Annotated in this window: 18 protein-coding genes and 2 pseudogenes; 10 read left to right on the top strand and 10 right to left on the bottom strand. The window is 70.2% G+C overall.

Translation table 11 applies throughout. The features are described 5' to 3' along the window. Window positions 1-140: 140 nt before the first annotated feature. Both OHT74_RS38020 and OHT74_RS38025 read right to left on the bottom strand, forming a co-directional pair. Window positions 141-1,631: a UDP-N-acetylmuramoyl-L-alanyl-D-glutamate--2,6-diaminopimelate ligase gene (locus OHT74_RS38020; protein ID WP_328622838.1), complete on the bottom strand. Its 1,491-nt coding sequence runs from the start codon at window positions 1,629-1,631 to the stop codon at window positions 141-143. Window positions 1,632-1,871: 240 nt separating this feature from the next. Continuing rightward, window positions 1,872-2,024: a hypothetical protein gene (locus OHT74_RS38025; RefSeq protein WP_266671358.1), complete on the bottom strand. Its 153-nt coding sequence runs from the start codon at window positions 2,022-2,024 to the stop codon at window positions 1,872-1,874. 353 nt (window positions 2,025-2,377) lie between these two features. Here OHT74_RS38025 and OHT74_RS38030 point away from each other — a divergent pair, with 353 nt between their 5' ends. After that, window positions 2,378-3,022 carry a GAP family protein gene (locus OHT74_RS38030; protein WP_328623477.1) on the top strand — a complete coding sequence of 215 codons (645 nt, stop codon included), beginning with the start codon at window positions 2,378-2,380 and terminating at the stop codon, window positions 3,020-3,022. A gap of 173 nt (window positions 3,023-3,195) precedes the next feature. On the opposite strand, the gene OHT74_RS38035 is transcribed toward OHT74_RS38030, so the two are convergent. The 3 genes from OHT74_RS38035 to OHT74_RS38045 all read right to left on the bottom strand — a co-directional run bounded on the left by OHT74_RS38035 (window position 3,196) and on the right by OHT74_RS38045 (window position 6,643). Continuing rightward, a complete protein-coding gene (locus OHT74_RS38035) occupies window positions 3,196-4,815 on the bottom strand; it encodes an MFS transporter (RefSeq protein WP_328622839.1) in 1,620 nt (539 codons plus the stop codon). Window positions 4,816-5,346: 531 nt separating this feature from the next. Beyond that, a complete protein-coding gene (locus OHT74_RS38040) occupies window positions 5,347-5,979 on the bottom strand; it encodes an NAD(P)-dependent oxidoreductase (RefSeq protein ID WP_328622840.1) in 633 nt (210 codons plus the stop codon). 391 nt (window positions 5,980-6,370) lie between these two features. Continuing rightward, window positions 6,371-6,643, bottom strand: a complete 273-nt coding sequence (locus OHT74_RS38045; protein ID WP_328622841.1) for a hypothetical protein — start codon at window positions 6,641-6,643, stop codon at window positions 6,371-6,373. A 315-nt stretch (window positions 6,644-6,958) separates the two neighbouring features. On the opposite strand from OHT74_RS38045, the pseudogene OHT74_RS38050 reads away from it, so the two are divergent. From OHT74_RS38050 to OHT74_RS38060, 3 genes and pseudogenes are all read left to right on the top strand, one after another. Further along, a pseudogene (locus OHT74_RS38050) lies at window positions 6,959-7,314 on the top strand (transposase); the annotation flags it as partial. Between the two features lie 9 nt (window positions 7,315-7,323). Continuing rightward, complete coding sequence (locus tag OHT74_RS38055; protein WP_328622842.1) at window positions 7,324-7,650, top strand: hypothetical protein; 327 nt, start codon at window positions 7,324-7,326, stop codon at window positions 7,648-7,650. Beyond that, window positions 7,647-7,769, top strand: a complete 123-nt coding sequence (locus tag OHT74_RS38060) for a hypothetical protein (protein ID WP_328622843.1) — start codon at window positions 7,647-7,649, stop codon at window positions 7,767-7,769. Before OHT74_RS38055 ends, OHT74_RS38060 begins: the two co-directional genes overlap by 4 nt. 131 nt (window positions 7,770-7,900) lie before the next feature. Here the strand turns inward: OHT74_RS38060 and OHT74_RS38065 are convergent, their stop codons facing one another. Continuing rightward, complete coding sequence (locus OHT74_RS38065) at window positions 7,901-8,749, bottom strand: LysR family transcriptional regulator (RefSeq protein ID WP_328622844.1); 849 nt, start codon at window positions 8,747-8,749, stop codon at window positions 7,901-7,903. Window positions 8,750-8,845: 96 nt separating this feature from the next. Here OHT74_RS38065 and OHT74_RS38070 point away from each other — a divergent pair, with 96 nt between their 5' ends. Then, on the top strand, window positions 8,846-9,577 hold the full coding sequence (locus tag OHT74_RS38070) for an SDR family oxidoreductase (protein WP_328622845.1): 732 nt from the start codon (window positions 8,846-8,848) through the stop codon (window positions 9,575-9,577). A gap of 400 nt (window positions 9,578-9,977) precedes the next feature. Here the strand turns inward: OHT74_RS38070 and OHT74_RS38075 are convergent, their stop codons facing one another. Continuing rightward, window positions 9,978-10,943, bottom strand: a complete 966-nt coding sequence (locus OHT74_RS38075; protein WP_328622846.1) for an alpha/beta hydrolase — start codon at window positions 10,941-10,943, stop codon at window positions 9,978-9,980. Window positions 10,944-11,160: 217 nt separating this feature from the next. Between OHT74_RS38075 and OHT74_RS38080 the strand changes: the two genes are divergently transcribed. Together OHT74_RS38080 and OHT74_RS38085 are read left to right on the top strand one after the other, a co-directional pair. Next, a complete protein-coding gene (locus OHT74_RS38080; protein WP_328622847.1) occupies window positions 11,161-11,619 on the top strand; it encodes a MarR family winged helix-turn-helix transcriptional regulator in 459 nt (152 codons plus the stop codon). An 853-nt stretch (window positions 11,620-12,472) separates the two neighbouring features. Then, window positions 12,473-13,210 carry a dienelactone hydrolase family protein gene (locus tag OHT74_RS38085; RefSeq protein ID WP_328622848.1) on the top strand — a complete coding sequence of 246 codons (738 nt, stop codon included), beginning with the start codon at window positions 12,473-12,475 and terminating at the stop codon, window positions 13,208-13,210. A 121-nt stretch (window positions 13,211-13,331) separates the two neighbouring features. Here the strand turns inward: OHT74_RS38085 and OHT74_RS38090 are convergent. Then, a pseudogene (locus OHT74_RS38090) lies at window positions 13,332-13,409 on the bottom strand (IS5/IS1182 family transposase); the annotation flags it as partial. 1,134 nt (window positions 13,410-14,543) lie between these two features. Continuing rightward, complete coding sequence (locus tag OHT74_RS38095) at window positions 14,544-14,765, bottom strand: hypothetical protein (protein WP_328622849.1); 222 nt, start codon at window positions 14,763-14,765, stop codon at window positions 14,544-14,546. A 26-nt stretch (window positions 14,766-14,791) separates the two neighbouring features. Here OHT74_RS38095 and OHT74_RS38100 point away from each other — a divergent pair, with 26 nt between their 5' ends. The 3 genes from OHT74_RS38100 (at window position 14,792) to OHT74_RS38110 (ending at window position 17,315) form a co-directional block, all read left to right on the top strand. Beyond that, the gene (locus OHT74_RS38100) at window positions 14,792-15,394 is read left to right on the top strand and encodes a hypothetical protein (RefSeq protein WP_328622850.1); all 603 of its coding nucleotides are present in this window, start codon (window positions 14,792-14,794) and stop codon (window positions 15,392-15,394) included. Between the two features lie 181 nt (window positions 15,395-15,575). Then, window positions 15,576-16,838: a hypothetical protein gene (locus OHT74_RS38105; protein ID WP_328622851.1), complete on the top strand. Its 1,263-nt coding sequence runs from the start codon at window positions 15,576-15,578 to the stop codon at window positions 16,836-16,838. A 168-nt stretch (window positions 16,839-17,006) separates the two neighbouring features. Beyond that, on the top strand, window positions 17,007-17,315 hold the full coding sequence (locus OHT74_RS38110) for a hypothetical protein (RefSeq protein ID WP_267002548.1): 309 nt from the start codon (window positions 17,007-17,009) through the stop codon (window positions 17,313-17,315). Window positions 17,316-17,338: 23 nt separating this feature from the next. Here the strand turns inward: OHT74_RS38110 and OHT74_RS38115 are convergent, their stop codons facing one another. After that, window positions 17,339-18,004 (bottom strand): lysophospholipid acyltransferase family protein, encoded by a 666-nt coding sequence (locus OHT74_RS38115; RefSeq protein ID WP_328622852.1) that lies wholly within the window; start codon window positions 18,002-18,004, stop codon window positions 17,339-17,341. Between the last annotated feature and the right edge of the window lie 105 nt (window positions 18,005-18,109).

The raw sequence follows: 18,109 nt of genomic DNA on the forward strand, positions 1-18,109 counted from the left end.
GTGTGCCCAGTAGGAAGAAGGCGAGGAAGAGTGCTCCTTCGGCTGCGGCGATGACTGGGTTGCTGCCGAAGTACACGAAGGCGGCGACTCTCAGATCAGACCGGGGGTCTGGTCTGAGAGGGCGTTGGTGGGTGGGAGTGTCATGAATCGGAGGCGAGGTCGCGGACGGTCGCCATGTCGCTGAAGGGGAGGAGGTCCTCGCCCACGATCTGGTGAGGTTCGCTGCCTTTTCCGGCGATCAGGACGACGTCTTCGGGCTGGGCTGCGGCCAGTGCGAAGCCGATGGCTCGGCGCCGGTCGGCGGAGCGCTCGTACGGTGTGCCGGTGCTCTCGATGCCGGGGGCGATCTGGTCCAGGATCGCCTCGGGGTCCTCGGTGCGGGGGTTGTCCGAGGTCAGGACGCACAGGTCGGAGTGGGTACCGGCGATGCGGCCCATCTCGGCCCGCTTGGTGGTGTCCCGGTCGCCGCCGCAGCCGAAGACGGTGATGACCCGGCCGCGGGCGAAGCCCCGGATGGCCGTGAGGACCTTGTCGAGGGAGTCGGGCGAGTGCGCGTAGTCCACGATCACCGACATCCCGGCGGGGGTCACGAAGCGCTCGAACCGGCCCGGTACGGGCGGCATCTGCGCGAGCGCGGCGACCAGGCCGTCCAGGTCGTGCCCCAGGACCCGGCAGGCCGCCACGGCCGCCAGCGCGTTGGACACGGAGAACCGGCCCGGGACCGGGACGGCCGCGGGGTACGCCCGGCCCGCGTGGTGCAGGGTGAACCGAGTGCCGGAGGCGTCCGCGATCAGGTCTGCGGCGCGGAAGTCGGCCTCCGCGTCGAGTCCGTACGTGGTCACCGCGCCCGGCATCATCGCCTGGATCCCGGCTCCCACGGCGTCGTCCACGTTGACCACTGCGTGCCGGCAGAGCCCCTGGAACAGCCGGAGTTTGGCGTCCGTGTAGCGGCCCATCGTGCCGTGGTCGTCCAGGTGGTCCTGCGTCAGGTTGGTGAAGACGCCGACGTCGACGAACGTGCGGTCCATCCGGTACGTCTGCAGCGCCATCGAGGTGGCCTCCAGCACCACGCTGCCCGTGGCCCGTTCGCGCATGTGGCCCAGGAGGTACTGGAGGTCGGGCGATTCCGGAGTGGTCAGCACCGAGGGCGGCATGGGGATCACCTCGTCGCCGATCCTGCTGCCCGCCGTTCCGATGACGCCCACCGAGGCGCCCTCAGAGATTCTCAGCAGCGACTCGACCATGTACGAGATGGAGGTCTTCCCGTTGGTCCCGGTGACCGCCACCACGTCCATGTGCCGCCCCGGCTCACCGAAGTAGCGGGAGGAGGCGACGGCGGCGGCCTTGCGGGTGTCGGCCACCCTTACGACGCACACCGCGGGCGACAGCTCCCGCTGCGGGGGCGCGGTGGCGGCTCCCGTCGCGTCGACGAGCACGGCCACCGCCCCGCGGGCGAGCGCCGCGCCGATGGCGGCGGGACCGCCTCCGCGGTGGCCGGGTACGGCGATGAAGAGCGAGCCTGGCACGACCCGGTCGACGTCGAAGGTGGTGCCCGCGGTGATCCGCGTCGATGCGGCGTCACCCTGGATGACGTGGTACTCGTGGCCGGTCAGCAACCCGCTCAACTTCACGGTGGTCCCTTCGGGAGCGGCGGCGGCCCGGCGTGCGGCCCGCGCCTGGCGGCAGCGCCGACGGATCGCCGGTACCGCGGTGATGGGGTGGGGGCGAGGGGTCGCCCCCGGGCGACGGGACCGGGAAGGGTCGGGGCGCGGTGGCCCGGCCGGGAGGCCGGAGGCGGGTGGGGCCGTCCCGGGAAGGGGTACGGGAGGGGCCCGGATGAGGTGGGTGGCGGGGGACGGCGGCGGGAAGCGCTAGCCGTGGCCGTGCGGGGCACCGCGGCCGACCGCGGGGGCCTGGCCGTCGACGGCGGTCCGGGAGCTGACGCCCGTCCGGTCCGCGCGGGCCGCACGCGCGGCGGGAGCAGCCTGCGGCAGGCACTCCTCCGTGACGCGTGTGCGGTTCATGAGCCGAGTGTACGGGCGCCCGCGCGCCCCGGGCGCCACGCCGGGGCGGGGCACACCCTTTTCCCGCCGCCTTGGCCCGGGGCGGCGGGCTTCCCGTAGACAGAGGGGCCGCCGCCTGCGGGGGCTTCGCGTTTCCTGCGCGGTGTTCAGCGCCTGTTCGGCCCGGCCGGGCTCCGCGCGGAGGCAGGTGGCGCCGTGCGGCATTCGGGAACGTGCGCGTGGCCTGCTTGACCGGTCGGGACGCCGCCCGCAAAGTCGGAACGCGGTGTCGTGACAGCGCCGCCCGACCCCGTTCTCCGGTCCACCCGTCCGAAGGCGGCAGACGGCCTTGGCCTCCGGGAGTGACTGCGCTGATGGTCCTCGACCTGGTCGTGATCGGCACGGCCATCACCCTGGGGCCTCTGCACAACAGCGCCTTCATCCTGCTGCTCTCCTCGCGGCGTGGCGTCCGCAAGGGCCTGGCGTTCCTGTTGTCGTGGCTCGCCAACCTGGTTGTGGTGATCGCGTGTGTGGTGCTGCTGACCGGTGGTGAGCCCCCGGCCCGCCACAGCACGCCGTCGACCGCCGCGGCGTGTGCGAAACTCGCCATCGGAATAGGGCTGGTGCTGTACGGCGCACACCGGCGCCGTCGGCCGCCCCGCCCGCACGGCCCGCCGCACTGGACCGCCCGGGTAGACAGCGCCTCACTGGTCACGGCTGCCGGGCTGGCCTGGCTGCTGCAGCCTTGGGCGCTGGTCGGTGCCGGCGCCGCGACGGTCGTCGCCGCGGACCTTTCCTCCCTCACCAGCTGGCTCGCACTGACCGGCTACTGCCTGCTGGCCACGCTCGGCCTCATCGTCATGGAGATGTACACGGTCTGGGCACCGGCGGCCGCGGGTGCCAGGTTGAACGCCCTGCGGATTTGGCTTGAGCAGCATCAGGAGCAGCTGATCGTCACGATCTCCCTGCTCGTCGGCCTGTGGCTGACGGCCCGGGGCATCTATGAGCTGGTCGCCTGACCGCACGTGCGACTTGGGCAGATGCTCCACTCCGCGCCCGAGCCCGTGACCTGGGCATCCTCCCAGGGCGGCGGCTATGCATAGCCGCCTCTTCCCCGCGTCCGGAACGCTCGGGGAAGGGGACGGTGCTGTCCCGGGGGGCGAGGCGGGCCGGGCCGGGGACCCAAGACACCTCAGCCTCCCGATCCGGTCGATCCCTCGGTGGCGGACGCGGAGTCCTCGGCGTAGTAGCGCCGAAGGAGATCCTGCTCGGCGTCCCGGCGCGGGAACTTGAAGAAGACCAGGAGCGCACCGAGTGCGATCGCGGTCAAGGCGGCGGTGTATGCCCAGTCGTCGCCGTCGAGGAACGACTGGCGGGCTGCCGCGACGATCTGGTCGGCGTACTGGGGGTGCTGCTGGGCGACCTGCTCTGCGGAGGCGAACGACTTCGTCAGCTCGCTCTGGACCTGGTCCGACACGTCCTTGCTCTCGGAAGACGTGGCGATCGCCGAGCTGAAGGCCGAGGCGTATCCGGCGGTGAGCAGCGCGCCCATGACGGACTGCATGATGGCCCCACCGAGGTCCCGTTGCAGGTCCGCTGTGCCCGAGGCCATACCTGCCCGTCGCACGGGCACCGACCCGGTCAGCGAGTGCGATGCGGGCGTCCCGGCGAAGCCGACCCCGATGCCGGTGAGCACGTAGGCGAGGCCGATCTGCCAGTAGCTGCTGTCCTCGCCCCAGAACAGCAGCATCCAGCCGAAGGCGAGGAAGAGGAACACATAACCGATCAGCAGAGTCGTGCGGGCGCCTCGTGTCTCGACCAGCTTCGCGGACTGCGGTGCCACGATGACCATCGTCACGACGACGGGCAGGATGGCGGCCCCTGCTGCGACGGAGTCGTACTCGAGCACGTTCTGCAGGTACTGCTGGCTGACAAACGCCGACCCCATCAGGGAGCCGAACACGACGATGCCTGCGCATGCGGCGACCCAGAACGTTCGCCGGCCGGCGATGTGGAGGTCGTACAACGGGTTAGGAGCCCGGCGCTGACGCCAGAAGAACGCTGCTCCGGCAGCGAGGGCGATCACGACGAGGCCGACGACCAGTGCCCCCTGGTTGGGAACGGCGGCGAAATTGATCGCCAGAACGAGTCCCGCGATCAAGAGGACGGACAGGATGCCGCCGAGATTGTCCACCGGTTCGGTCGACTCGTTGGCGTGCGCGGGGACGAACAACAGTGCCATGATCAGCGCGACCACGGCGAGGGGCAGGGTGATCAGGAACACCGACCCCCAGTAGAACTGTTCGAGCAACGCGCCCGCGACCACTGGCCCGAGCATGGAGATGCCTCCGCCCAGGGCCGACCACAGCGCGATCGACTTCGTCCGCCCCGGCCCCGCCCACAGGGCGGTGATCAGTGCCAGGGTGGTCGGGTAGGCCATGCCGGCCGAGAGTCCTCCGAGGATCCGGGCCGCCACGAGGACGGTGTCATTCGGCGCGCAGGCGGCGAGCAGACAGGCCGGGATGGAGAGGGTGACGCCGAGGAGCAGCAGCAGCTTGCGCCCGTGACGGTCGCCGATCGCCCCTAGATAGAGCACCGATGTGGCCAGGCCGACGGAGTACCCCACGGCGATCATGTTCAGCGCGGTCTGTGACGAGTCGAAGGCCTTCCCGATCGCGGGCAGGGCCACGTTGGCCACCGACAGGTTCAGGTTGGCCACCGCCGCGACGATGATCAGGGACGCCAGGACGAGCGGCGCGCGCGCCGGGGCCTCGCGCGGAACGCCGCCTCGTGGCGCGCCACTTTTCGACATGGAGACCTCCGGGCAAAGGTGGGCTTCGCGGGAGTCCTGCCTGATCCGCGTTGCCGTACATAGCCCCCATTGGACATCGCCCACCGGCACCGACGTGGCCCGCCGCGCCGCCCAGAAGCAGCGCCGGGGCAAAAGCTGCCCGGGCAAGGCCCCGACCGCCAGCCGAGGCGTTGATGCCGGCACTGAGCAGGGCCCTCGGCGGGGGTGTCGCTGCGGAGTCGTGCCTCCGCAGTGTCAAGGCCGGCGGACGTTGGTGCCCCGGAAGGCGGCCAGGAAATCGGACGGGTGACCAGGCTCAGGCCCTGTTCCCGGGCCGTGCGCATGTCTTAGCGGGTGGGAAAGGAATGGTAGCTTCCGCCGGTCCTCTGGGGTTCCGCCGCTTCAAGGTGCCGGTCGAAGTCGGCGAGGACCTCGTCGAGCATGTCGACTCCGGCACGGTTGACCGAGCTCGACATGGCTCGTCGCGATCCTGGGTGCGTGTGCCGTCGGCCTCTGAGGCATCGGCCCGGGCGATCCGGCCGCTCGGACGGCTCAGCGCGTGAGGATGACGCGGCGGCGGACCCATAGGTCGCTGGTCGCGGCGGAGAACAGGAAGTCCGCGACGTCGGCACGGTTGATTCTTCCGCCGACGCGTCCTTGGGTCCCGTCCAGCGGGATCGTCTCGTAGTCGCCCGTGGTCTGGCCGTTGGCGAACATCACGGGCAGGGCGATGGTCCAGGCGCGGTCGCTGCGGGCGATGGTCTCATCGGCGATGCCCTTGTCCGCCATGAGCTTGCCCATCACGAGCTTCGACGCCGAGGCCTGGAAGAGGGACTGGCGCCGGGCGGTGTCGCCCGAGCCGAGAGCCGACAGCCAGACGAGACGCTCCACGCCGGCCGCGGCCATTGCCTCCAGGACGGGACCGGCGGTGCGGGTGGCGAGAGTGGACTTGTAATCCTTGCCCGGTCCCAGGGCACAGATGAGGGCCTGGCTGCCCCGAGTAGCCGCTTCGACGCCCGCGGCGGAGGTGGCGTCGCCGATGACGACGCTCACGCGTTCCTCGTCGCGCTGCGGCAGCCGGGCCGCGTCACGGACCAGTGCGGTGACCCGGTGCCCGGCTGCAAGAGCCTGCTGGAGTACCTGCTGGCCGATGGGTCCAGTGGCGCCGAGGATGGTGAGCTGCATGATCAGGCCTCTTTCTCTGTGCGGGCTGGGCCTTCGGGCGAGCCGCGACGCCGAGCCCGGGTTTCCGGAGTGCGGGGCTCACGGCGATCAACTCGAGAGCCCGCAATGCTCGGCGCACCGCGCCCGGGGGGTACGGCGCGGCAGGGGGGCGCCCGTACGCGACGGACCGCGGCAGGCGGCACACGATGTCGAGCAACATCGGGAACGCCCCGTCGGCGTGCCAGAAGCGTGGCTCGGCAGGACGCACCAGGCCGGACCGGTCGAGACCCGAGCGCGCAGCGACGCGGACGGTGAACCTAGCGGCTGAGGGAGTCGGTGGTGCTCTGACCAACGGGTGGCGGCAGTCGTGGTCACGGCCGACCGTGCGAGTACGTGCCTGTTGCACAAGTACTCACGCGCGGGTGAGGACGTACTCGTAGGCAACCCCATGAAACGTGAGGCCGCCGGTCAGCTTGGTGACCCGGGTCGTGGCACCGGTGCATCCGGCCGTGGCGAGTGTCGGACCCCACGGGGTCTCGAACCGGATCCGGCTCCTGCCGGAGATGTCCTCCAGCAGATTCGGGGCGGAGGTTACCGCGTCATCTGAGATGGCCGGGTGGAAGAACCCCGTGCGGACAAGGCCGTTGGGGATCGCCCCTGCGGAGGCCTGCGGAGTGAGTGTCATGGCGATGGGCGAGGCGCCTCCGACCACGGTCAGCGTGCCAGCGAAAGCAGTGTCAGCAGTGCCCTCGGCTGTGGCGAGGTAATCCGCAAACAGGGTGCCACCACAGGTGTCGGAGACGCTCGCACCCCCGGACTTATGATCCACGGCATGCGCGGAGGGAACTGTGAGTAGGGCGGCTGTGGCCATCAGGACGATGAAGGCGAGACCACGCGTGGTGTGATTCATACACCGCCAACGATCCGAGCGCGTGATCGTTTCGGCCCGTCTCGTTCACTGCTCGCATGTCCGCCCCGAGTCGGCAGTGACCTCAGCTACTTCGCAACCCCGGACCGGCTCACCGCCTTCGCCGGGCTTGCACCAGCGCCGCATGACTCAGGAAAGAAGAGCGGCAACCTCCACCGCCCCGGCCACTACCACCGCGGCCTCCAGCGCGTCTTCTCCATGTCCGCCCTGACCAGCGTCCGCTACGACCCCAACTACCGGACCTTCTACGGCCGCAACGAGCCGAGGGGAAACGCCGTACGCAGTCCGTGATCGCCCTCGCTCGCCGCCGCGGCAACGCCCTGCGGGCCCTGATCCGTGACCGGCGCCTCTACGAAGTCGCGCCGCCTCAGACCGCGGCGATGACGCGACCCGTAAATCAGGTCGACGCGCAGTGGCTCGGCTCGTAGCCTCCGCCTGTGACGGGGAGAAGTGAGACAGAGAGTGCCTTCAAGAATCGGTGCGCGAACGCCGAGCGGATGCTCGCGTCGCTCACCGGCTACTTCATCAGTCGGATCTCGTTCGAAGCCTTCAACGAGGACGACTCCATGGAGATCACCATGAGAGACGGGCCGACGAAGCCCGACGTCGTGATCTCTCTCTCCGACCTTCGCTACGTCGCGGTGTCAAAGCCCCCTGAGATCTCCGGCTGCTTCATCGACGCGATCTCCCTGACACACCTACCGGAGATGCCACACCCTGGCCCGAGGACGCAGCCGGCCGCGTCGGCCGATTCAACGGATTGAACGAGCTCGCATGGCTGCGGATCAGCGGCCCGGCCGAGGTAGACGTCGTGGCATCGATCCTGACCGTCTACACGGCAATGAGCGACGACGAAGCAGAACAGATCAGTACGCCAAGCTGACGAACCAGGCCCGCTGACGAGCCGGATCGAGGTTGGCTTCTCCAATGGGAAGACCCTGATCGTGACGGTTGGCCCGCAAGGCGGTGAGCCGGGACACGACAGGTGGAACCTGGCCAGACATGTGGGAACCACTAGAGACGTGTCGCAGTCCGAACAAGGTCGGCGACGGCTCTGGACCGGCTGTGCGGTGGCCAGGCGATCACGGTGGTGACTGTCGGCGCGTCCAGCACGGGTACGGCAGCGAGGTCATCGTGCAGTTGGGCTCGGCACGACTCCGGTGATACCGCGCAAGCACGGCCGAGCGCGACGAGCTGCAACAACTGCGCGTGGTCGCGGACCTGTGGGCCGGGGCCGGGCGGGTAGGTGCCGTCGGGGTCCGGCCAGCGTGGCAGGGGCAGGCCCGGCAGCCCGGTGATGTCGGCCATGTGCACATGGGCCCGGACGGTGAGCGGATGCCCGGCAGGCAGGACCACCACCTGGCCCTCCGTGCCGAGTTCCTCGGTGTCGAACCCGGCCGTCGAGTCGAACGGACGGTGCAGCAGCGCCACGTCGGCCCGGCCCTCTCGCAGGAGTCGTTCCTGTTCGGCCGGCCCGCACAGGATGACATCGACGGGGACCGCGCCGGGTTCGGCGGCGTACGCGTCGAGCAGTTTCGCCAGCAGTTCGCGGGAGGCGCTGGCTTTGGTGACCAGGACCAGGCCAGGACGGCCGGTCGTGGAAAGGGCGGCGCGGCGGGTCCGGCGCTCAGCAGCGTCGACCGCGTCGAGGGCCGCCCGGCCCTCGGCCAGCAGCACCGAGCCGGCCTCGGTCAGCGCGACAGTGCGGCTGGTCCGATCCAGCAGTGCTGCCCCGAGTCGGCGTTCGAGCTGCTGGATCGCCCGTGACAACGGCGGCTGCGCGATGCCGAGCCGCTGCGCGGCGCGCCCGAAGTGCAGCTCCTCAGCGACCGCGACGAAGTAGCGCAGTTCCCGGGTCTCCATGAGGGCCACGCTACCCCGGATCAATACCCGGACGGTATCGCTGCCCACCCCATCGGTCTTGGACCTCGCGCCGGGGTCCGAGGCAGCATGATTCCCATGAGTGAACGAACGATTGCGCTGGTCACCGGTGCGAACAAGGGAATTGGCTACGAGATCGCCGCAGGCCTGGGTGCCCTCGGCTGGAGCGTCGGCGTCGGCGCCCGCGACGATCAGCGCCGTAAGGCGGCGGTGGAGCGACTGCGCGCGGTCGGCGTCGACGCGTTCGGCGTACCACTGGACGTGACCGACGACGTGAGCGCGAGCGCCGCCGCACGGTTGATCGAGGAACGGGCCGGGCACCTCGACGTGCTCGTCAACAACGCCGCCATTACCGGCGGCATGCCGCAGGAGCCCACCCAGGTCGATCCCGCCACCATCCGGACGGTCATGGAGACCAACGTGATCGGCGTCATCCGCGTCACCAACGCGATGCTGCCGTTGCTGCGCCGCTCTGCCTCGCCGCGGATCGTGAACATGTCCAGCAGTGTGGGCTCCCTCACCCGGCAGTCAGGAACCGCTGCTGAGCAGACGGCGGGTCCGGTGGCCGTGGCGTACTCGCCGTCGAAGACGTTCCTGAACGCCGTCACCCTCCAGTACGCCCGGGAGTTGAGCGGCACGAACATCCTGATCAACGTCGGCTGCCCCGGCTACGTCGCCACCGACCTCAACGGCTTCCGCGGCGTACGCACCCCCGAACAGGGCGCGGCGATCGCCATCAAACTCGCGACCCTGCCCGACGATGGCCCGACCGGCAAGTTCTTCGAGGACGCCGGCGAAGTGCCCTGGTGATGTGCACGGTGGCCATCACCCGCCCAGGTGAGGTGCCTTCGCCCGCGCGTCGATTTCGGGGTCTTCGCCCACGCCCTGTGTTCCGGCCTGGTGCCTGACTGCGGCCAGGGCGTCCTTGACCTCCCGCGCCATGCGGCCGGCGTCGTTGGGCTGTTCACCTCATCGGTGTGGCTCATGTCGATGACGAGGAGCCTCCCTGGCCGAGTAGTGCTGGTGCAGCCCCTTGTCGCCGAAGCCGAGCCCGGAGTTCTACGGCCGCATGCCCTGGGTGTGGTGCACGGACCTCAGCGGACGTGTCGACTGAACCGGCAGGCCTTGGCCGCGCCGATCTGTTCGGAGCGCGGTGCCGCGATGTGGCGGGCACGGCATCGACGCCGTGCCCGCCGCGGTCCGGGCCCGCTCAGGCGGTGCCGAGTGCGGTGCGCAGGGTGGTGGTGGCGAGGTCGATGGCGGCTTGGGCGGCGTGGGTTTCGCGCAGGGCGTTGAGCATCACGAAATCGTGGATGATGCCCCGGTAGCGGACCGCGGTGACGGGAACGTCGGCGGTGCGCAGCTTGTCGGCGTACGCCTCGCCCTCGTCGCGCAGTACGTCGGCCTCGGCGGTGATGATCAGGGCCGGCGGGAGGCCGGTGAGCTGCTCGGTGGTGGCGCGCAGCGGGGAGGCGGTGATCTCGGCCCGTTCGGCCACGTCGGTGGTGTACTGGTCCCAGAACCACTGCATTCCGTCGCGGCGCAGGAAGTAGCCCTCCGCGAACTGATGGTAGGAGCCGGTGTCGAAGGCGGCGTCGGTGACCGGGTAGAAGAGGACCTGTTGGCGCAGGTCCAGGCCGCCGCGTTCCTTGGCCATGAGGGTGAGGGCGATGCTCATGTTGCCGCCGACGGAGTCCCCGGCGACCGCGATCCGGGTGGCGTCCAGGCCGTGTACGGCGCCGTCGGTGACGATCCAGCGGGCCACCGTCCAGTTCTGCTCGATGGCGACCGGGTAGCGGTGCTCCGGTGAGAGGTCGTACTCGGGGAAGACGACGGCCGCATGGGCGCCGACCGAGAGCTCACGGACCAAGCGGTCGTGGGTGTGCGCGTTGCCGAACACCCAGCCCGCGCCGTGGATGTAGACGATCACCGGCAATGGGCCGGATGCCCCTGTCGGGCGGACGAGTCGGGCGCGGATCGAGCCGGTCGGGCCGCCGGGGACGGTCACCCACTCCTCGTCGACGGCGGGTTCGGTGATGTGAGCGGACTGGACTTCGTCGACGGCCTTGCGGCCCTCGGCCGGCGGGATCTGGAACAGGAATGGCGGCTTCGCCGTGGCCTCCGCGAATGCGGCCGCAGCGGGTTCCAGGACCGGACGAGCACTCTTCTCAGTCATGTTGGACTCTCCAAGGCGTAGGGCATCGAGAGCGGGCAGCCCTCGGCGATCGTCGCGCCGCCGCCCGGCAGGCACACCAGAAAGGTAGCGTGCGATTAAGTAGTACACAACTTAATCGTGCGCGCTATGGTCGCGTGCGCCTCGAACGGTAGGATGAGAAGCCGGGATCCGGGCAGGTGGCAGCAGCGGATCAGGCGGAAGTAGAGGGAACAGCGGAATGGAGAAGGCGGCGACCGGGCAGGCGGAAGGCGACTCGGTGCGGTTGGAGGACCAGCTCTGCTTCGCCCTCTACGCCGCCTCTCGGGCGGTCACGGCTAGCTATCGACCCCTGCTGGACGAACTCGGATTGACCTACCCGCAGTATCTGGTGATGCTCGCCCTCTGGGAGCGGGACTCCCTCTCCGTCCGGGACTTGGGCGCCGCGCTCCAGTTGGAGTCCAGCACGCTCTCGCCGCTGCTCAAGCGCCTCGAAGTGAACGGCCTGGTCCTGCGCGAGCGGCGCGTGGACGACGAGCGCTCGGTCGCCGTGCGCCTCACCGAGGCTGGTGCGAACCTTCGGGGCAAGGCCCGGACCGTCCCGCTCGCCATCGGTGATGCCATGAACCTGACTCCGGAACAGGACGCCACTGCCAGATACCTGCTCCGCCTGGTCACGGCCAATGTCACCCGCAGATGAGCGCCGCTCTTGACCTCGGCCACCACACCTTTCGCCGCGCACGTACTCAACGGGTCGGCCTTCGGAGCTGACGTCGGATCGGGCGGACGTGGCCCGCGTGCCTTCGTGAACCATCGGGCCGGGTGCCGCGTCGTTATGGTGCGGGACCGGTGCCGGCGCCGCTGCCGGTTGCGCTGTGTGAGGGAGAGCGGGGGACGGATGGCGGGTGAAGCGATCGGTGTCGGGCTGTGCGTGTTGGCGGGCCTGCTGTGTCTGTGGGGTTGTGTGCGGGAGGTGCGGTTGCAAGCGCGGCTGCGTCGGCACGGCGTTCGCGCTGGGGGATTGGTGGTGGACCGGGAGCAGGCGCCGGCGGACGACTTTTTGACGCCTGTGATCGAGTTCGCCAACTGGCAGGGACCCGGAAGCACCGCCGATCCCGGATCGTCTGCCTGTTTGCCGGAGGCGTGCTCTTCCTCGGTGCCGCGGTGCTGGCCACGCTCACCCGATGATCTGGACCGAACTGGCAGTTTAACAAGGACAGTTGCGCGGTGGCCTGCCTCCGTCCTCAGGGAGCGTTCCACCAGCAGTCGGTCCACGCGAAGACGCGGAATCGGCGCACTTCCCGGCCGAGATCCGATAGCACTGTGACGTAGGGGGAGCACTGGCATCGATCCTGTCCGGTGGGCTAGGTTATGCGGTGATGACTACCGGGACGGCCTTGCGCCACACACGGATTGGTGACCCGGCGCTGCTCTGAGCGCCGTACGGGCCGGTGCTGGCCCGCTGTTGGATCGAGGATCTGGCGCTGCTGCGCGGGCTCCGCCTCTTGTCGTGTTGATCGCAGCTCGATACGTCAACCACGACAGGAGAACTCATGCCCAGCAAGATGCTGCACATCCCCACCGCGGACGGCCAGGCCGACGCTTTCGCCACCTTCCCCGACCGTGGCGAGCGGCACCCAGGGGTGCTGATGTACGCGGACGGCTTCGGTATCCGTCCCGTGCTGCGGGAGATGGCCCGCGAACTGGCCGGGCACGGTTACTACGTGCTCGTCCCCAATCTCTTCTACCGGCACGGCCCGGCACCGGTGATCGAGCTTCCCGAGTACATCGGAGAAGAGGTCCGGTCCGCGGTCTTCGCCCGGCTGATGCCCTTGATCGAGGCGCACACTGCCGAACGTGTCCTGAGCGATGCCGACGCCTACCTCAGGTTCCTCACCACCCAGCCCGAGGTCGCCGCTGGACCGGTCGCGGTGACCGGCTACTGCATAGGCGGCCTTCTGGCGGTGCGCACCGCTGCGGCCCACCCCGGCCAGGTGGCCGCAGTCGCCGCATTCCACGGTCCCGTGGGCGCGGACGGGCCCGACGCCCTCGCCGAGATCACCGCCCAGGTCCACTTCGGCCACGCCGAAAGCGACCTGACGCCCGAGGCCCTGGGCGAGCTCAACCAGGCCCTGGATGCCGCGGGTGTCGGCTACACCTCCGAGATTTACCCGGGCACCGTCCACGGGTTCACCATGTCCGACACCGACGCCTTCGACCCCGCCGGACTGAAGCGCCACTGGGACCACCTGCTCCCCATCCTCGACCGCACACTAAGGGTTACCCCGTAAACAATCTTCGAGTCGCCCCTGGCGTGCTTGGCCGCGGTGCCGCCCGTTCGCCTGTCGGGCAAGGGTGAGGTTGCGCAGCCCCGGGCGATGCCGAGCATGGCGTGGTGGACGCCTTCTAGCTGCCATCGGAGATCGTGAGTGTCCTGCCGATGGCGGCTTTGGTGCCGGATTCCTCCCAGGCCTTGCAGTCGTTGCGGTCGCGGATCGTCTGCCCGGCCCTGTGACGGCGGCACCGTCGCCATGGCCGTGTACACCGCGTTGCCCGGGACCTCCCGGCCTGAGGCAGACCGACACGGGGGCGATGGGCTCGTTCGCGTCAGCCGGCAGTGTCGTGGTCCGCACCACCTCGCACGGGGACGTCGCCGGGCAGCTCCCGTGGTCCGTGTGTGCCTGATGACTCACGCGCGTCGGCTCGCTCCTCCTGTGGTGGCCGGTCACGGCCGGGTTCAGGGCTCCGCCGGGTTTTCGGTACGCGCGCCGGTCGTGGTGCACGGGTGGTGCCCGGCTCTCCCCTTGCTCCGGACCCGTGGCCTCGTGCGGCCGAGGACGATGCGAGCAATGCGCGTGAGGAACTTGCGCGAAGGTTACGAGACTTGTTGGGCCTTTCCGGGATGAAGCAGGAAGCGGCTGCGCGACAGGCGCAGTTGATCAGGACCCGGCGCGAGGATGCAGCCGCGCGTGCGACGCGATCCACGGGCCGCATGCGCGCAGCGCGTCAGGCCAGACGCCCGGAGTCCCGGCGAAAAGCGGAAAGAGGGTCAGCGAGTGGGCCAAAGGGACTTACGTGCCGGACTGGCTGTGGCTGTCTTCCCTGGTCGTCGAGGCCCTTGTGGATCAGGTGGTCAAGAGGATCGCCGCTGCGGAGATCGACCGAGCCGATCTACCAAGTGACCTGCTCGACCTCAAGAACTGGCAGCGCTGGTGGGAAGAGGCCCGGGCCACCCCGAAGGCCTCCGCGGGGCCGTGGCTGACGACCGGGCAGACGGACCCCCCTGGAACTCGGTCTCCGCCGGGCGGCCGTGCACCCCGATGATGTACGCGACGACATCGACGACACCGATGGTCATGAGCCGGTGGACAGATCTCCTCCGGGACGGTGCTGTGGCTCGAAGGGGCGCAGCGCTTCTTCTACGGTGACGCCGGCGCGGTGGCCGCCGGGGAACTGCAGCGGCTGCTGTCGCGTACGTCGGGGCTCGTGGCCGTGGGGTCGACCTGGCAGCGGCCGTACCTCGACGAACTGGCCGCCCAGGGCAGCTCACCGGATGGCCACACCGCAGTCCGCTCGCTCCTGACGGGCCCGCTCGTACATCTCATCAGGGTTCCGGACCGGCTGTCACAGGAGGAGCAGGAGCAGCTGCTCCGCCTTGCGTACCGGGGAGACCGCACCGACGCGGCGCGAGTGGTACGCGCAGTCGCGGCCGGAGCGACCGACGGCCGCGTGCTCCAGCACCTGAGCGGCGGCCCGGAACTCGTGGACGCCTACGCCAACCGTGTGTTCGCACCCACGGAACAGGCGATCATCACCGCCGCCCTGGACGCCCGCCACCTCGGCCACCGAGCCCCTGCTGTGGACCGCTCTCGTTGCGCACGCCGCCCAAGTTCACGGACTTGGCCTACCTCGCGCGATCGGCTTTGCACTGCGGGCTGTACCGGCTGTCGACCCGCCTGTACCGCCGGGCCGTCCTGGCCGGTGACACCCACGCCGCCCACCAGCTCGTTGTCCAGCTGAACCTGCTCGGTCGCGACCCTCACGGCACCGGCGCCTTCTGGGCGGCAGAACACGTCTCGCTCGCCGATCCCGAAGGCGTGGCGGAACTGCTCCTGACCCTGCGCTCCGCGCCGCCGGCCAGGGAAGCCCTGCTCCGCCGTCGTCCGGCCCGGCACGTCCGGCTCGACGACCCGCACGGTCTGAGCCGACTGGTCGATGAACTGCGCCGATGCCAGGCTCAGGACGCCATCGCCGAGTTGCCGGAGCGAGCACCGGCCGAACACGTACGGCTCGACTACGCCTCGGGCGTCGCCTGGCTGTTGGACGCGTTGAAGGACGCGCGAGCCTATGGGGCCGCCCGCGTACTGGCCGGGCGGCCGCCCACAGCGTTCCTCTCGACGACCCCCGCGGAGTCGCGAGACTGCTCGATTCAGTGGGCCGTACGGGGAGCCCGCAAGACCGAGCCATACTGCTGAGGCGCGCGCCGGCCGCCCATGCCCAGCTCTCGGATCCGCAGGACATTGCCAAGCTGCTGTCGGCGCTGCATTCGGCCGAGGCGCCGGCGGCTGCGGATGCCCTGGCCCGCCGGGCGTCTCGAGGCCTTCCGCTCGCCGACGCGGAAGGTGTGCCGCCCTCCTTCGGTGCAGGCGCACCACCGTGACGGACGACGGCGCGGTGACCACCCTGATCGACCGGATTGCCACCGGCGTCCGGGTCGACAACCCGAAGTGGGTGACCGGGTTGCTGTCCGAACTGCACGGCGCAGGACGGCTGGAGGCGTGCGCCGTGCTGGCCGATCGCGCCGCCCGGCATACCCGCCTCACCATGGGCTTCGACCTCTCCGATCTTCTCCACATGTTCCGAGACACCGGAGCCGAGCAGCCGATGACCGTACTGGCCCACCGCGCTGCATCGCAGATGCCGATCAGCGATCCGCTGGACGTCGGAGTCGTCCTCGCCGCGTTGCACGGACTCGGCATGGTCGAGGCGGCCAACGAGCTGCTGGCCCGCGATCCGGCGGCCCACGTCGAGGCCGACGGTCACACGGAGCGGCTGCTCGAGGCCCTTCGCGCCTGCGATGCACACGAGGCGGAGAAGAAGCTGCGAGCGCGCATCTCCAACACATCGTCACCGGTCAGGGGTATCGAAGACCTGCGCAACGCCACCGACGACGAGGCATTCGTGCTGGTCCTCACGCTCTCACGGCACTTCCGTCACGGCTGCGAACCGGGAGGGACCCCGACACCACTGTGGCACTGGGAGGACCTCTCGGAACCGGAAGACCGGGCGCCGTCTCCACCGCCGCGAAATGGTCACCTGGCTCCGTTCCCTGACAACGGGTGCTGCCCACCTGCCTCGACCACATCCACGCAGGTCTCGCCCTTCCTGGCGCCGGCTGGGGGCGCAGGGCAGAATGCCGCTGTGATGTCCACGGGGGATCTGGCCGAGCTGGAAGCGCGCATGGCGGAACTGTCCACGCCGACGCGGGTGTACGTAGCGGCCGCGCGGTTCACCGAGGTGGAACCCGACCTGCCGGAGCTGGCGGCCCGGATCCGCGCACTGCTGGCCGAGGCCGCGGCCGATGAGGCCTGGCAGCGCTTCATCCCCGGGTATGCCCCGCCGTCCGTCCCGCAGATCTGTGCCGCCCTGGAACCGCTGGAGACACACGAGGCCGCCGCGTTCCTGGCCGGGGTCGCGGCCGTCGACCTCGTATGGCCGGACCACCGGCACATGCCCGCCGAGGCCGCCGAGCGCGTGGCGGACCGGGTGGTGTCCCTGCTCGGGCCGGAGGGAAGCTGGTGGACCAACCACGACGCCGGGTGCGGCGCCGTGAACGGGCTCACCCCGCTCTTCGACAGCCTGGTTGCCGGGTCGGACGGCGAACACTTCGCGCTGGCCCTGCAGATTGCCGACGACTGAGCGGCCCGCCCGCCGGCCCCGGGAGGGTGAACCGCAGGCCCCCTGGCGCACCCGAGCCGATGGAATCGCCGTGCGTGAGCGTGTGCGTCCGGGGGCGCCGCCCCTCGCGGTGTTTGCTGGGGGAGGTGCCGCACCCGTGAGGCCGCCGTCTGCCAGGAGGAGTTGGTCATGAAGTTCGCACAGATCATCGATTTCGAGACCGAGCGGATCGACGAGGTGCGCGACCTCCTGCGCGCCTACGAGGAACAGGCCCGCTCGCAAGGACGGCCCGGTACCCCCTCCGCCCGCACCTTGCTCAAGGACAGGTCCAACCCCAACCGCTATCTCGCCGTGGTCGAATTCGACTCCTACGACGCGGCCATGGCCAACAGTCGCGCGGCCGCGACCGACGAGCTGGCCCAGGCGCTGTCGGCACTGATGACCAGGCCCACGGTCTACACCGACTGCGACCTCCTCGACCGGCAGAGCACCAACTGACGCACATCCGGGTCTGACCCGGCCTAGGGGTGACCCCTCTGCCGTCGTCCGCTCTGGGCGCGGACGGCGTTCTCCCAGGCGGCGGCGACGGCGGCCTGGATGCGGTGCGTCGCTTCCGGCACCGGGCCGGGGAGGTGCACCGGTGCGCCGATGTGCACGTGCAGGCCCGGCCGCCTCAGCGGCGCGGTCACGGCGCCGGCGAGCTGCTTGACCGGCCCGCCGGAGCACAGCCTGCGCGCGCCCGCCTGGCCCACCGGCACGAGCGGCGCCCCGGTCACGGCAGCGAGCCGGGCCGGTCCGCTGCGGAAGGGCCCGGGCGCGGCCTCGCCCGAGTCGGCGCGTCCGGGCAGCCGGCCCTCGCCGTAGAGCAGGACGCAGCGCCCGGTCGCGAGTACGGCGGCCGCGGCGTCCAGGCATTCGGCGGCGCGGGCGCTGCCGCGATGGACGGCGATGTGACCCTCGCGGCGCAGCGCCGCCCCCAGCAGCGGGATCCGCCACAGGCCTGCGGCGGCCATCACGACGGGCTCGACCCCGTACCGCCGCAGCGCCGCGATCACGACGGCCGGATCGGCGAGCGAAGAGTGGTTGGCCACCAGGATGCTTCCGGCGCCGGGACCGGTCTCGCCCTCGGAGGTGACGGTCAGTTTCCCGAATACGGGCACGACGGCGGCGGCGATTCGGCTGAGCATGGGCGGCCTCGTTCGGATGGCGCTGAGCTGACACCGCTCATCCTCGGCCGCTGTCGAGCGTCCGTCATGAGTAGCCGTACTCACTCCTCTCGGAGCCACACCGAT

This window comes from Streptomyces sp. NBC_00354 (assembly GCF_036106915.1).
GTDB lineage: Bacteria > Actinomycetota > Actinomycetes > Streptomycetales > Streptomycetaceae > Streptomyces.

Excerpts from the sequence above, each read along its gene's own strand:
- OHT74_RS38025 (WP_266671358.1), bottom strand. The coding sequence starts at position 2,024 with ATGAACCGCACACGCGTCACGGAGGAGTGCCTGCCGCAGGCTGCTCCC.
- OHT74_RS38030 (WP_328623477.1), top strand. The coding sequence starts at position 2,378 with ATGGTCCTCGACCTGGTCGTGATCGGCACGGCCATCACCCTGGGGCCT.
- OHT74_RS38035 (WP_328622839.1), bottom strand. The coding sequence starts at position 4,815 with ATGTCGAAAAGTGGCGCGCCACGAGGCGGCGTTCCGCGCGAGGCCCCG.
- OHT74_RS38040 (WP_328622840.1), bottom strand. The coding sequence starts at position 5,979 with ATGCAGCTCACCATCCTCGGCGCCACTGGACCCATCGGCCAGCAGGTA.
- OHT74_RS38045 (WP_328622841.1), bottom strand. The coding sequence starts at position 6,643 with ATGACACTCACTCCGCAGGCCTCCGCAGGGGCGATCCCCAACGGCCTT.
- OHT74_RS38065 (WP_328622844.1), bottom strand. The coding sequence starts at position 8,749 with ATGGAGACCCGGGAACTGCGCTACTTCGTCGCGGTCGCTGAGGAGCTG.
- OHT74_RS38070 (WP_328622845.1), top strand. The coding sequence starts at position 8,846 with ATGAGTGAACGAACGATTGCGCTGGTCACCGGTGCGAACAAGGGAATT.
- OHT74_RS38075 (WP_328622846.1), bottom strand. The coding sequence starts at position 10,943 with ATGACTGAGAAGAGTGCTCGTCCGGTCCTGGAACCCGCTGCGGCCGCA.
- OHT74_RS38080 (WP_328622847.1), top strand. The coding sequence starts at position 11,161 with ATGGAGAAGGCGGCGACCGGGCAGGCGGAAGGCGACTCGGTGCGGTTG.
- OHT74_RS38085 (WP_328622848.1), top strand. The coding sequence starts at position 12,473 with ATGCCCAGCAAGATGCTGCACATCCCCACCGCGGACGGCCAGGCCGAC.
- OHT74_RS38110 (WP_267002548.1), top strand. The coding sequence starts at position 17,007 with ATGAAGTTCGCACAGATCATCGATTTCGAGACCGAGCGGATCGACGAG.
- OHT74_RS38115 (WP_328622852.1), bottom strand. The coding sequence starts at position 18,004 with ATGCTCAGCCGAATCGCCGCCGCCGTCGTGCCCGTATTCGGGAAACTG.